Origin of the sequence: Microcoleus sp. T3_B1, from assembly GCF_036700445.1 — a bacterium.
In the GTDB taxonomy this organism is placed as follows: Bacteria; Cyanobacteriota; Cyanobacteriia; order Cyanobacteriales; family Microcoleaceae; genus Microcoleus.
The window spans coordinates 1-13,961 of record NZ_JAUBOX010000003.1; the positions used below are offsets into that span (position 1 = coordinate 1).

At 43.8% G+C, this 13,961-nt stretch carries 7 protein-coding genes; 4 read left to right on the top strand and 3 right to left on the bottom strand.

From position 1 onward, the window contains the following. From QT990_RS02475 to QT990_RS02485, 3 genes are all read right to left on the bottom strand, one after another. On the bottom strand, nucleotides 1–2,032 hold a 2,032-nt coding region (locus QT990_RS02475), incomplete at its 3' end, for a cache domain-containing protein (protein ID WP_333464878.1). Between the two features lie 324 nt (nucleotides 2,033–2,356). After that, a complete protein-coding gene (locus QT990_RS02480) occupies nucleotides 2,357–7,870 on the bottom strand; it encodes an AAA family ATPase (RefSeq protein ID WP_333464879.1) in 5,514 nt (1,837 codons plus the stop codon). A 567-nt stretch (nucleotides 7,871–8,437) separates the two neighbouring features. Next, nucleotides 8,438–9,691, bottom strand: a complete 1,254-nt coding sequence (locus QT990_RS02485) for a transposase (protein ID WP_333056613.1) — start codon at nucleotides 9,689–9,691, stop codon at nucleotides 8,438–8,440. A gap of 1,043 nt (nucleotides 9,692–10,734) precedes the next feature. On the opposite strand from QT990_RS02485, the gene bchB reads away from it, so the two are divergent. From bchB to QT990_RS02505, 4 genes are all read left to right on the top strand, one after another. Continuing rightward, on the top strand, nucleotides 10,735–12,261 hold the full coding sequence (gene bchB / locus QT990_RS02490; RefSeq protein ID WP_333288698.1) for a ferredoxin:protochlorophyllide reductase (ATP-dependent) subunit B: 1,527 nt from the start codon (nucleotides 10,735–10,737) through the stop codon (nucleotides 12,259–12,261). 78 nt (nucleotides 12,262–12,339) lie between these two features. Then, nucleotides 12,340–13,140: a DUF1963 domain-containing protein gene (locus QT990_RS02495; protein ID WP_333144258.1), complete on the top strand. Its 801-nt coding sequence runs from the start codon at nucleotides 12,340–12,342 to the stop codon at nucleotides 13,138–13,140. A gap of 165 nt (nucleotides 13,141–13,305) precedes the next feature. Next, on the top strand, nucleotides 13,306–13,785 hold the full coding sequence (locus QT990_RS02500; RefSeq protein WP_333144257.1) for a DUF2188 domain-containing protein: 480 nt from the start codon (nucleotides 13,306–13,308) through the stop codon (nucleotides 13,783–13,785). Beyond that, nucleotides 13,778–13,960 (top strand): hypothetical protein, encoded by a 183-nt coding sequence (locus QT990_RS02505; protein ID WP_333308376.1) that lies wholly within the window; start codon nucleotides 13,778–13,780, stop codon nucleotides 13,958–13,960. Before QT990_RS02500 ends, QT990_RS02505 begins: the two co-directional genes overlap by 8 nt. The last annotated feature ends 1 nt before the right edge of the window (nucleotide 13,961 follow it).

Consider the following 13,961-nt stretch of genomic DNA (forward strand, 5'->3'; position numbering starts at 1 on the left):
TTGTAAAAAATGGATCGAATATCTTGTGCAGCACCTCAGTGCTCATCCCCGGCCCGCTGTCGGCAATTCTAATTATGACAGAATTCCTGTCAGTCACCTCTGTAGAAATTGTAATCGTAGGCTGTTGATGAGAGTTTTCCGGGCAATCTCTGGCTACGAGGAGAGCATCGATCGCATTTGTCAAAATATTCATAAATACCTGATTGAGTTGTCCGGCGTAGCATTCCACCAGGGGTAGAGAACCGTAGTCTTGAATCACCTCAATAGACGGTCGTTCCGGTCTATTTTTGAGGCGGTGTTGCAAAATCAGTAGGGTGCTGTTAATACCCTCATGGATATCCACTGCTTTAAAATCTGCTTCGTCCATCCGTGAAAAGTTCCGCAACGACAGGACAATTTGGCGGATGCGATCGGTACCCATTTTCATAGAAGACAGCATTTTGGGCAGGTCTTCTTGCAAGAACTCCAGGTCGATTTCTTCGGCTGCGAGTTGAATTTCGTCAGCAGGGTTAGGATAGTGCTGTTGATAAAGCTGCACGAACTTTAACAAATCTTGGGCGTATTGCTGTGTATGGACGAGGTTGCCGTGAATGAAGTTGACCGGGTTGTTAATTTCGTGGGCGACTCCACCAACCATTTGCCCTAAACTAGACATTTTTTCGCTATGAATTATCTGTGATTGGGTGCGTTGCAACTCACTTAGGGCGTTTTTGAGTTCAACGGTGCGGTGTTCCACCCGGTCTTCTAATTCTGCATTACTTTTTTCTAAGGCGGTAAACGATTCGCGCAGTTGTCTTGCCATCTGGTTAAAGGAGTTGGCAAGGGCGTTGAGTTCTTGAATACGGCTGTCTTCTACAGCTTGGTCGAAGTTGCCAGATGTTATTGCCTCACTCGCCCGATTCAGTCGCAGAATCGGACGCGCAATCCAGCCGGAGGTGAGAACGCCCATCCCACAAGCTACTCCCAATGCTGCTAAGCAGAGCAAGATTGTGGTGCGAGTATTGGCATCAATCTGTGCCATGAATTCGCTTTCTGGCACACTCACCACCACTAACCAATCCAATCCATATTGGTCGCGCCAAGGAGTGAGTTGCACATAGTAGAGTTCTCCCTGAAAATCAAGTCGGAGATCCGTGTCTTTAGAAATGGATTGAAACCCTTTGAAGCGTTGCTGGATTTGTTTGGCAATTCCCTGCACTATGGGATTGCCACTGTCGATCGCCTTCAAACGCCGAATCTCGTCTTTGACGGTGGTAAAGGGTTGTTCTTTCGCAGAGTTTGCGATCAACATTCCATTGCGCTCGATGATGAAAACCTGCCCTGAGCTACTGACATCTATATTCCGTAAGAAATCGCTCAGTTTCAACAGATGGATATCGGCTGCGACCATTCCTAGCAAGCGATTATTTGTGTCATAAATAGGGCGACCCGCCGAGGCAACAATATAAGGATGACCGGGATAATTCCAGGTATAGATCCGCGACCAAATAGGTTTACCTGCTCTCACGGGTTCGGTGTACCAGGTTTCAGTAAAGCTACCCCAATTAGCGACACTAACGATACCAGTACGATTACCGCGGTCATCGGTGGCGTAGGTTTGGAGATTGTTTAGAGGTTTGGGACTCGAATCATCGATCGTGACCGTTTTGCCGTCGTAGCGTCCGGCTCCGGTCCCATAACCAGTCGTCAGTCCGATGCCGATGTAAGTCAGGTCATAAGCCTGCATTTGGTGCCAAAAATACTTACCGACGGTTTGGCGATCGCGCACATCTAGCAATCCCATCTGAATCGCATCGGCGTTAATCCGAATCACTTGATGCGGAATAGATAAATAAGCATTCAGATGTTGATTCACCGTACTGCTGGTTCGATCCATCAACCGATCCGCCAGATCGTTTACCGCTTTCTGTCCATTTTTGAACGACAAATATCCCACCAGACCGACTGATCCAAAGATTTGCAAAACAAATGGCACGATCAGTATGAGCTGCAATGGGATCGCCTGACTTTTGCAGAAGTGACGTATGTTCATGCTAGAAAATTACTTTTCTTTTAGTGTGTTCTATTATCTACTGTTCCGTCGTATTTATAGACACAATATTGACTGCTTTAACTAAAAATATGACTCTTTTTATGCTTTACCGGAACATTGCCACCTCGTCGCGATCGAAAGTCCTCAGTGTGGCTGCAAAAGGGCGATCGCCCTTTTGTCGAAACCAGAGCGATCGACTTTAATGCAGAGTTTTCGCCGAGTTAAAATTGCGAATTCAAAGTTTAGTAAACGCAATGCGTGGCCGGATTGCTAATGGTTGCTAACTAGAATTGATTTGGGGATGTTGGTTAATAGTAGCGCCGATTACAAAACTTGCCTGGGGGCGATCGGAATTTCAATAATAAATTCGCTCCCCTCTCCGGGTGCAGAAACGCAAGTCAATTTTCCGCCATGAGAACTCACAACAATCGAGTGAGAAATAGACAATCCCAAACCAGTTCCCGAACCCACGGGCTTAGTTGTAAAAAATGGATCGAATATCTTGTGCAGCACCTCAGTGCTCATCCCCGGCCCGCTGTCGGCAATTCTAATTATGGCAGAATTCCTGTCTGTCACCTCTGTAGAAATTGTAATAGTAGGCTGTTTATGAGAGTTTTCCGGGCAATCTCTTGCTACGAGGAGAGCATCGATCGCATTTGTCAAAATATTCATAAATACCTGATTCAACTGAGACGCATAACAAGTAATTAGGGGTAGCGTGCTGTAATTTTTAATCACCTCAATTCCCAAACGCCCGCCCTCTTTTCTCAGGCGCGGTTGCAGCAACATCACCGTACTGTCGATGCCTTGATGGATATCTACCGACTTCATTTGCGCTTCGTCAAGGCGCGAGAAATTCCGCAAGCTTAGCACAATATCCCGGATTCTTTCCGCTCCTACTTTCATGGAATCCAGCAGCTTTTGCAAATCCTCGCTCAAGAATTCCAGCTCAATTGTTTCTATTTCTTCGAGAATTTCATCAGCAGGTTCTGGATAGTGCTGCTGGTAAAGCTCAATCAATTTTAGCAAGTCTTTAACGTATTCGCTAGCCGGATTAAGATTGCCGTAGATGAAACTTACAGGATTATTAATTTCGTGAGCTACACCAGCGACCATTTGCCCCAAACTCGACATCTTTTCCGTTTGGATTAATTGAGCTTGAGTTAGTTTAAGTTCGCGTAAAGTTTGTTCTAAACGCTCGTTTTTTTCATTTAACTCCTGCGTCCGCTCTTGCACTTTCTGTTCCACCGAATTGTAAAGTAGAGCATTTTCCAAAGAAATAGCAACTTGGGAAGAAAGCAACCTTAAAACTTCCAATCTGTGGGGAGTAAATGCTCCGACAGTCAAATTGTTTTCTAAATAAAGAATGCCGATTAGTTTGCCTTGATTGATGATGGGAGTACACAAAATAGATTGGAGTTTGTGTTTGGCGACGTAAGGATCTGCTGTAAATAGTCCCTCAGCCGCCGCATTGCTCAACACCAAATCCGAGCGAGTCCTTTCCACATAATTAATCACCGTCACAGGTAAATCCTGATAGCCTTCAACAGGCGTAAATTGCAGCACAGCTACATCTTCAGCAAATACTGAGGCTTTAGCTGAAATCAACAGTTGACCATCTCTGACTAAAATCAGAAAACCTAATTGAGCACCTGCATTTTCTAAGGATATTCTCATCAAAGAAGCGAGCAACTTATCGAGGACAATTTCGCTAGAAATCGCCAGAGATGCTTTCATTACCGTTGCCAAATCCAGGACTCTCGCATCGCTGCCAGTAGAAGTATGAATAGTTGTGGTAGTTTGATTGTTGTTAAAACTTCCGTTGATCGGCGTCATTTCCCGCAACTGCGGATACTTCTGCTCTAAATCTTCTACTTTGCGAACTGCACCCCAGCGCAAGTAGCACGAGTGAGCTTCGCGCAAGTGAATTTTGGCATATTGATACTTGCCTTTACTCAACCAAAACTTAGCTGCTAGTTCATTAGCTAGCGCTTCATTTTGGACAAACTCATTGTCTTGGGCTAAATTGATAGAAAAATCGTACAGTTCTACAGCTTCTGAATCTTTCTTGGAAATTCTGGCTATTTCTGCTTGTACTAAAAGATACTTGTGCAGAAAATTTTCGGCACAGTTGTCTGCCCAAATTTTCATCTGTTTTTGGTTTTCCTCTAACTTTTCCAAATATTCCTTTTGCTTCTCTTCTGAAACATTTGGGAAAACGGCGGCTAAAGTTAGAGAAAAGAAAAAATTCCATTCGGTAGCGGGTATGGCTCCGGTAATAAAAGATAGCTGTTTTTCTACTTCAAAAGCTAGTTGTAGCGCTTCGTTGAAGTTGCCGTACCAGTACATTACCTGGCATTTGCGAATCTGATAAAGGCACAGCGAGTACAAATTTTGATGAGCTTGGCAGTTGTGTACGTATTCAGCTTCGCTGATATCTTCGCTTTCAAATACAAACTTTTCAGGAGTTAGTTTGCTCAAGTTACGCAGGATTAACTCTACCCCTAATAAGATATCGGTTACGAGCTGATTTTTTGTTTTTTGGCTGAACTGCAAATACCTGCTCGTATCGACCAGAATTTGCGAGATTTCTTTACCTTGAAAAAATGAGTTAGCTATGCGGTTGGACAGGATATAACCCGCATACTCTAAATCTCCTGATTCTAAAGCTGCTTGATATCCTTCATTGCTGATCGCGTGGGAATCTTTGATGTGGTTGAACCAGTAATAAAAAATACTGACCAGGGATGAACAAGCTCTGCACTTCAAGCCGATATTACCAGATTTTTCGCTGAGATTCAGCGATAGCAAGCCGAATTGATAGGCAGCTTTGTAATCTCCCGAAACTGCGTTTAAGAACATACCGTAGCCAGCATAGCAAAGAGAGGCTTCGGGTACTAAACCATATTGTAGAGAAAGATTGACTCCTTTTAAAACGCTGACTTTCCACAAGTCTGGATTTTTGAGGTACGCCGATGTCAGCAAGTTTGTAATTAATTTGACTGCAACTTTTTTGTCGGGTACAGTCATTTCGGGGGCGTCAATCAGGGAAGCTATTTCTCTACCTGCTAAAATATTTGTGGCTGCTGCAAATTCTTCGGATATGACTTTTTGTAGCCCGTCTAGGGGCAAGTCAATTCCGAGCAAGTCCAAAGCTTTGATTCCGGCTTTAACGGCTTCTTCGTACTTCGCCCGCAGGGTGTACTGCACGATCAGCAGGTTGTAAATTTCTACCTTTTCTAAGGGCGATCGCGCTTTTTCCAGAGTTATATTAATAAATTCTTCAGACTTCTCGAAATAACCGTTTAAATACTCAACATTTGCCCGCTCCATGTGCAAGGCAAAGGCTAAATCGTAGTGGGCATCCCAAATATCGGCGCTCAAACCGTCCATGCCTGCGGTTAAATACTGCAAGGCAGCAACATAAGCAGTGGCATCTTTGGCTCTGCGGGCGGCGTCTAAATTCAGCGTTGCCAGTTCAATTAATTCTCGATCGTCTTTAATTAGCGATCGAGCCACATTCAAGTGATCGACTAATTCAAAAATTCTGTCAGCGCGATATTCAGCCGGGGTGTTTTCTAGGATTTGCCTGCCTATTTTCAGGTGAACTGCCTTTTTTTGCGAGTCGTCGATCAGAGCGTAAGCTGCTTGCTGTACGCGATCGTGCAAAAATTTATAATTCAGAATTAATAGCGGAAACAGCACGTAATCTAATGACTTGCTTTCCAATTCCGAAGTTGGCAGAATCAGTCCCGACTTAATCGCGGGCAACAGGTGAGAAAAAGTTTCCGAGGCTTCTTTTTCATTAATTAAAGAAAGAGTATTCAAGTCAAATTCGTTGCCCAAACAAGCCACCAACCGCAAAACTTGCTGCGTTGAGCTTGGCAGTTTTCTCAATTTTTGTACCATCAAATCTACTACATTGTCAGTGATAGCGCACTGCTCAATTTGAGTCATATCCCAATGCCAGCCGCCCTTGCTACCCGACTGTGGCGGGTGAAAAACTAGCAGGTTTTCCTGATACAATGTTTGTAGGAATTGATTGACAAAAAAAGGATTGCCGTCGGTTTTGCTGATTACCAATTCAGCTAACGGTTTGACAGATTCGCGATCGCTGTGCAAAGTCTCCGCAATCAAATGAGTTATGTTTTCCACCCCCAGCGGCGACAAAGCAATCTGATTAATGATAGCTTCCTGATTTCGCAGCGTCTCCAAAGTCATCATTAAAGGATGAGTAGGACTAACTTCATTATCCCGATAAGCACCAATTAAAAACAGATATTGCGTAGCTTCATCTGTCATCATCAATTCGATCAATTTGAGAGTAGCCGAATCAGCCCACTGCAAATCGTCGAGAAAAATGACCAGCGGATGTTCTGGCTGGCAAAATACGCGAATGAAATTTTGAAATACTAAATTAAAGCGGTTCAGAGATTCCGTCGGCCCCAATTCAGCTACAGGAGACTGAGCTCCGACAATTAGTTCAACTTCGGGAATGACATCAATAATAATTTGTCCGTTTTGACCGAAGGAAGTGCGGAGTTTTTCGCGCCAAACTGCTAATTGAGCCTCACTTTCAGTTAACAGTTGCCGCACCAATTCCGAAAAAGCGCTGACAACGGCAGAGTAAGGAATAGTCCGCTTGTACTGGTCAAACTTTCCCCAAATAAAATATCCACGTCTGCGGGTAATAGGTTTGTCTAAAATCTTCACCATTGCAGATTTTCCAATGCCGGAATAACCGGCAATCAGCATCATCTCGCTGCGGGATTTATGTTGTCCTCTCGCTAGGACTGACAAGGGAACTTCTTTTTTTGATTTGAACTCTTTTTTGATGACTGAAATTTGAGAATCGTCGGTGCGGTAGCCTCGATTATTTGTTGCTGCTACCCGTTCAAATGCCGCTAAAAGAGTTTCAACTTCTCGCTGTCTGCCGTAAAGTTTTTGAGGTATTTGAAATTTGTCGGAAATATCTTGGCTGCCGAGAGTAAAATCGGAAACAAACCCAGATGTTTGCCACTGAAACAGGCAGGATTCCAAATCTGCTTTTAGTCCCCAAGCACTTTGATAGCGCTCCTCAGCGGTTTTTGCTAACAATTTCATCACAATATCTGAAACAGCTTTAGGAATTTCTGGGGCTATTTCAGCGAGAGGTACTGGCTGTTTTGCGATGTGACAGTGAACTAACTCCATAGGATCTGTAGTGGGAAAAGGGAGTTGTCCTGCCAGGATTTCATAGAAGGTCACGCCGAGGGAATAAAAGTCGGTGCGGTAATCGACTACCCGGTTCATTCTACCGGTTTGTTCGGGAGACATATAGGCTAAGGTGCCTTCTAAAAAATTGGGATTTTTACTGGGAATATTTTCCAGGTTGGATGCTGTTGAAATGCTAAAATCTATGAGCTTCACTTGTCCTGTAGCAGGATTAAAAACTATATTAGAGGGGTTTATATCTTTATGAATTACATTTTTGCCGTGAATTTCTCCCAAAGTTTCAGCAACTTTGATGGCAGTAGTCAGAAATCCTAAAAGGGTAAATTTTTGGGAACCCATAAATATTTTTAAAGATTCCCCGCCAAAATCTTCTAAGATCATTGCCAGACTATTTCTAACCTGTTGCAACTTATACACTTTCACAACTCCGTCCAACAGGCTTAAGTTGGCAGTGATCTCATATTCGCGCTTGTATCTATTCAGTTCTTCAGGAGTCGGATAGTCTTCTTTGATAAGTTTGATAATAACAGGTTGGTTGTTCTGCTCGTTGTGGCCGCGGTAAACCAGGGAAGTGCTGCTTTCATAAATGAGAGCGAGAACTGCAACGCCGGGAATTGCCATCATAGTTGGGTTCTCTCAAATTAGGTGTGCTTGGTCAATGTTACAGGACTGACGCGCGGCGGGCTAGAAACCCGGTTTCTTCGTTGCTAGTCGTTGACAAACCCAAGATTTTTTCGGGTAAATCGGGTTTATTATCCTAAATCCTATGTTATTCTTCATTATCGCTCAAGAGCTATCTTTTGGGATGTGTGGGAAAGCAGGCCTTGACAGGAATGAGCTACTGCTGACAAAAGCACGCTGGGGCTTTCGTCACCTCCGCAGTTAGGTAAACAAAATCACAAATACAGGATTTGTGCAAGCATTTACTTTAATGCTCGATCGCCATGTTGACAACTAAATCATCTCAGATTCCAAGCAATCGCTTGACTTTAGTGGAGCGTCACCACATCTCGTGAAAATACGCAAGTGCTGAAAGATTTATTTTTTCCGGCGATCGGGCACGAATTTGGGGTGCTTCAAAACAACGGCCGATGCAAATCTTAACTATAATTGGCGACCGAGGCGCGGAGGGAGTTAAGTGTTGCTTCGGAAGCTGCAAGTTCCTTCAGTTCTATCTATTTTGACCATCGATTAACAATAGTGACATACTCCTACACCAACACAAGCTGTCACCATTGGTGTAGGCTTCTCAGTGACTCCAGCTATTGCTTCGGACATTGACTGAGCTTTAAGCACGGGATGACCCACCGCCCTATTTTTGATTCCTATTGCTGCATTATGATCGCGGTCTAGACTACACCCACAGTGAGGGCAGTCATGCCAACGAATATGCAGCTTTTTTGGTACTTTTTCGCCACAACTAGAGCAATCTTGTGAAGTATTGTAGGCACTTACTGGGATTACCAACACACCAGCATTTACGGCTTTATTTGTTAGAATCGACAGAAAGCTTGACCACCCAGCATCCAACACAGATTTAGCTAATTTTGTACGAGCCAGTCCTTTAATATTCAAATTTTCAACCGCAACAACATCATATTTTTTCAACAGCTCGTTAGCCGTCTTAAAATGAAAGTCTTTACGCTTCTCTGCTACTTTCTTGTGACATTTTCCCAGTTGCTTAACTGCTTTCTGTCTCCGGTTGCTACCTTTTTTACGACGCGATACTCGCTTCTGAATAGTTCGCAGACGTTTCCCGGCTTTGCGGTAATGTTGAGGAATTGCAACTGTTTCGCCCTCAGAGGTTGTCAAGAAATTCTTTAGCCCAACATCAATTCCAGTAATCTTTTGAGGATTAAAATCTGGTTTAATCGTAGGAACTGTTGAATCTTCTAGGGAGAGCGTAAGATAGTACCCATCAGCCTTTTTAGTGATAGAGACGGTTTTGATTTTGAATCCATTAGGTATGGAACGGTGTAAAACAACCTTAACTTTTCCAAGCATCGGCAAGTTAATTAAGTTATTTTGTAAACAACCGTCTTTAACTTGAGGATAAGTGAACGTGCGATAACGACTGCGTGGTTTAAATCTCGGTCTGCCACTACGCTTTCCGTTGCTATCACCTTTTAGGAAACGATCAAAAGATACCTTAACTCGCTTAACTACATCTTGAAGAACTTGAGAGTAAATCTCAGCATACCAAGGATGAGTTTTCTTGAGTTGAGGTAACGTTTTTTTCTGACTGTAATATTCGGGATTATCCCGCAGTTCGGGTAAATGGCAAACTAGCGGACACGCATTGATGGGAGAACGGTTTTGCTCGTACCAATTGAATCTATCAGCCAACAAGTAATTGTATTGAGCCCATAGCATCGACAGCCATCTGTCGATTTCAATGGCTTGTAACTTTGTTGGACGTAATCGATATTGGTAAGAGCTTCTCATTCCTTTGGCGTGGTCGGTACATATCAATTAGTGTTACTGTACCAGAATACTTTATTTACTGTCAAGTGCATGAGTAAAGTATATTGAAGTACAAAATAGACTCGTTAAACAAAGAGTTTGTTTGTTTCGTCATCCACCCGTCTAGCAATTCAAAACATAGTTTTGAATTGCTAGACGGGTGGAATCCTCACCTCACGCGCCTTTCATCCCACACTAATCGAAGCGATATAGTGCGGGGATTCCCGTCTGTTTAGCTAACTGACCGAAAGCATCTAGGATACAAGCCCCCGGCTTCATGGGTGGAGAAATAAAAAACCTGTATCCGATAAAGGAACCCCCGAATTTATCCGTGGGGTCAGTCGATTTTAGATTTTAGATTTTAGATTTTAGATTTACCCCACAGATAAATCTGGGAGCTTGAACTAGGGTCTACAATTTTTATCTTTCCACGACTCCTGTACGTGGCAGCGTATCCGTTTTTGGGCTGGGTCAAGGCTTCAATTCTTTAATCTTTAATCGAAAATCTCAAATCGCGCAATCGATTGACCGAAAGCATCCAGGAGACAAGCCCCCGAATTCATTCCTTCGCAGACTCAGGACCCAGAAATAAAAAACCTGTATCCGATGAAACTTGCCCCCCCAATTTATCCGTGGGGTCAATGCTTCAATTCTTTAATCTAAAATCTAAAATCTAAAATCTAAAATCGATTGACCGTTTGAGCAGAGTAAATTTGACAAAAAATGCAGAATTATTGCACCTTGTCTGGTGCGCGGCAGCGAACCCTACATTAATCAAATTTGCCTAACTCTTAAGAAAATTTTAGGAAAGATTAAGAATTATTGCCATAAAACCCAGGTAAAGTTGTTTGAATTGCGAGTCAAATGCCAAGCGGGCAAAGCGTTTGAGCATTTCCCAAATGTGTAAATCCTCAGAAACTTAGTATTTCTCAAGGATTCATCCGGTGAGAAAATCAGAAACAACCTTAAAATTTAGCAGTAATCGCCCGATCGGGCAATTCTCAACCAGCACCAGGAAAAAAACTATGAAATTGGCTTATTGGATGTACGCAGGCCCAGCCCACATCGGCACCTTGCGCGTCGCCACTTCCTTCAAAAACGTCCATGCAATCATGCACGCACCCATTGGAGACGACTATTTCAACGTCATGCGTTCCATGCTGGAGAGGGAACGGGATTTCACCCCGGTAACTACCAGCGTCGTTGACAGACACGTACTGGCGCGGGGTTCGCAAGAACGGGTGGTGGACAACATCACCCGCAAAGACAGAGAAGAACACCCAGATTTAATCGTGCTCACCCCGACTTGCACCTCCAGCATTCTGCAAGAAGACTTGGAAAACTTCGTGGAACGAGCTCAATTGGATGCCAAAGGCGATGTATTGCTGGCGGATGTTAACCATTACCGCGTCAACGAACTGCAAGCAGCCGATCGCACTTTGGATCAAATCGTCCAATTTTACATTAACAAAGCCCGCAAAAAAGGCGATTTAGTAGAAGCCAAAAGCGAAAAACCATCTGTCAACATTATCGGTATGTCTACCCTGGGTTTCCACAACCAGCACGACTGCACCGAGTTGAAACGTTTGATGGCAGATTTGGGCATTGAAGTCAACGAAGTTATTCCCGAAGGTGCTTCGGTTCATAACTTAAAAAGACTGCCGCGCGCCTGGTTTAACTTGGTTCCTTATCGGGAATTGGGGATGATGAGCGGGGAGTATTTGCAAAAAGAATTCGGTACGCCGATGGTGGATATTACGCCGATGGGTGTGGTGGAAACTGCGCGCTGTATCCGCAAGATTCAGCAAGTTTTGAATGCTCAAGGTGCGGATGTTGATTACGAAAATTTTATTGACCAACAAACGCGGTTTGTGTCGCAGGCTGCTTGGTTTTCGCGATCGATCGACTGCCAAAACTTAACCGGCAAAAAAGCCGTCGTATTTGGCGATAATACCCACGCTGCGGCGATGACGAAGATTTTGGCTCGCGAGATGGGAATCCACGTTGTGTGGGCAGGAACCTACTGCAAACACGATGCTGATTGGTTCCGGGAACAGGTAAGCGAGTATTGCGATGAAGTGCTGGTGACGGACGATCACGGGGCGATCGGAGATGCGATCGCCAAAGCGGAACCTTCGGCAATTTTCGGTACGCAAATGGAACGCCACGTAGGTAAGCGGTTGGATATTCCCTGCGGCGTAATTGCTGCACCGATTCACGTCCAAAATTTCCCGATCGGCTACAAGCCATTTTTGGGTTATGAAGGCACGAATCAGTGCGTTGATTTGGTCTACAATTCCTTCACTTTGGGAATGGAAGACCACTTGCTGGAAATCTTCGGCGGCCACGATACCAAGGAAGTGATTACGAAGGGTATTTCGGCTGACTCTGATATGGGTTGGACGAAGGATGGACAGGCTGAGTTGAATAAAATCCCTGGTTTTGTGCGGGGTAAGGTGAAGCGAAATACTGAGAAGTTTGCGCGCGATCGGGGGATTGATAAGATTACCGTTGAGGTGCTGTACGCAGCGAAGGAATCTGTCGGCGCGTAGTTTATTGTTGGGGTGGGCATTTGCCCACCTTGCAAAGTTTTGTTTTGGAGTTAAAATAAGTTAAGTTGCGATCGGTTTATGAACTACAAACTTGATGTGCCGCTATCTCCCAAACTAGAAAAGTATCGCGATCGAATCGAATTAACTATCAAACCCTATATTGAAATTACAATTGAAAACAACGAACCTGCGAACTGGTGGCAAAGTAAATTTGGTGGGTTGCCATACTTACCTAAAGGATTCGAGTATCCTAAAACTCCTAATGGCGATTGCTTCTTATTGCTTGCCCAAATCAACTTTTCCGAAGTACCGCATCTTGAAGGTTTTCCCGATCGAGGAATCTTGCAGTTTTATCTTCCAGATGATGAATTATGTCTTTATGGCTTATCTTTCGACTCTGGTGAAGATATTTTTCAAATTTTATATTTTCCTGAACCCGATCTCAACCTTGAGAATATCATCACCAATTATGATTTTTTGCCCAAATTTGAACGCGGGCCTATTTGGGGAAGTTGCAGTTTGCAGTTTACTAAAAAGTATGCGCCAATTAGTGATTGCGATGAGGGGCTTACAAAACTTTTAGGAGAAGATTTTTATCAATTATTTAGAGAAGACGAGCAACTCGAGGATGATTATATGGATCTATGCGCCCCTGGCGGTCATAAAATTGGTGGCTATCATGATTCTTTTCAATCACACGATCCTAGACCAGATTGCGAAAGCGATCCCTATAGCCTTTTATTTCAAATGGATACCGATGGAAATGAGGTAATAGATATTATGTGGGGCGATGGTGGCGTAGGTAACTTTTTTGTCAAAGAATCAGCATTACAAAAATTGGATTTTAGCGATGTTATCTACGAGTGGGATTGCGGTTGATTGAGGGTAAAAAATGGTATTTTGAGAGTTCTGGTATGGTGCGTCGCTATAAGATTTTCGATTGAGTTCGGAGATGTTAGATAGCGACGCACCCTACGGTATCTATGATGGATTTATCACAACAGCTTACCTGAGAAAACAGCCATCATCAAATAAGCGAATTATATGGATAAAACAGTAAAGATTCTCGAAGATTCCACAACTATTACGGGTTTCTACGATAAAGAAGCGGATGTTCTATATCTCTCGCTGGGAGAACCGCGCGAAGCTGTAGCTGTGGACATTAGCGATGGCGCGATCGCCCGCTATCATGAGGATAGTGAAACTATTGTCGGCATTACTTTAATTGGGTTGCGCCAGCGGGTATTGAAGGAATTGAACCGCAAACTGCACGTAACACCTCATCCCAATGGGTGGGCGGTGACAGAGGAAAATGTAGAGTCAAGTCAAAAGGTATTTCCCACTCAGGAAGCAGCGTTTAAATATGCAGTGGGTTCTGCAAAAGCTCAATGGCTTGATGTGGTAATTCACGGTGAAAATGGAGAAGTTCAGGAAACGATCAATCCAGCCATAGATGCGCTGTTGCAGCGTAGAAAGCGGCGGGAGTTTGAGTCCGGGAAACATGAATGTTTAGATAGTGTTTAGAGGCAGGGAAATAAAAGTGCGATCGCCCACGACAAAATTTGCTATAATAATTAAAAATCGTCGCGAACAAATTGCTAGAAATGCTAGAGAAACCCTAACCGCGTTCAAAGCCGGGAATGCCAAGCGCGGTACTCTAGAACAATTGAAAGCTGATTTACTTGGTAATTACGAATGAA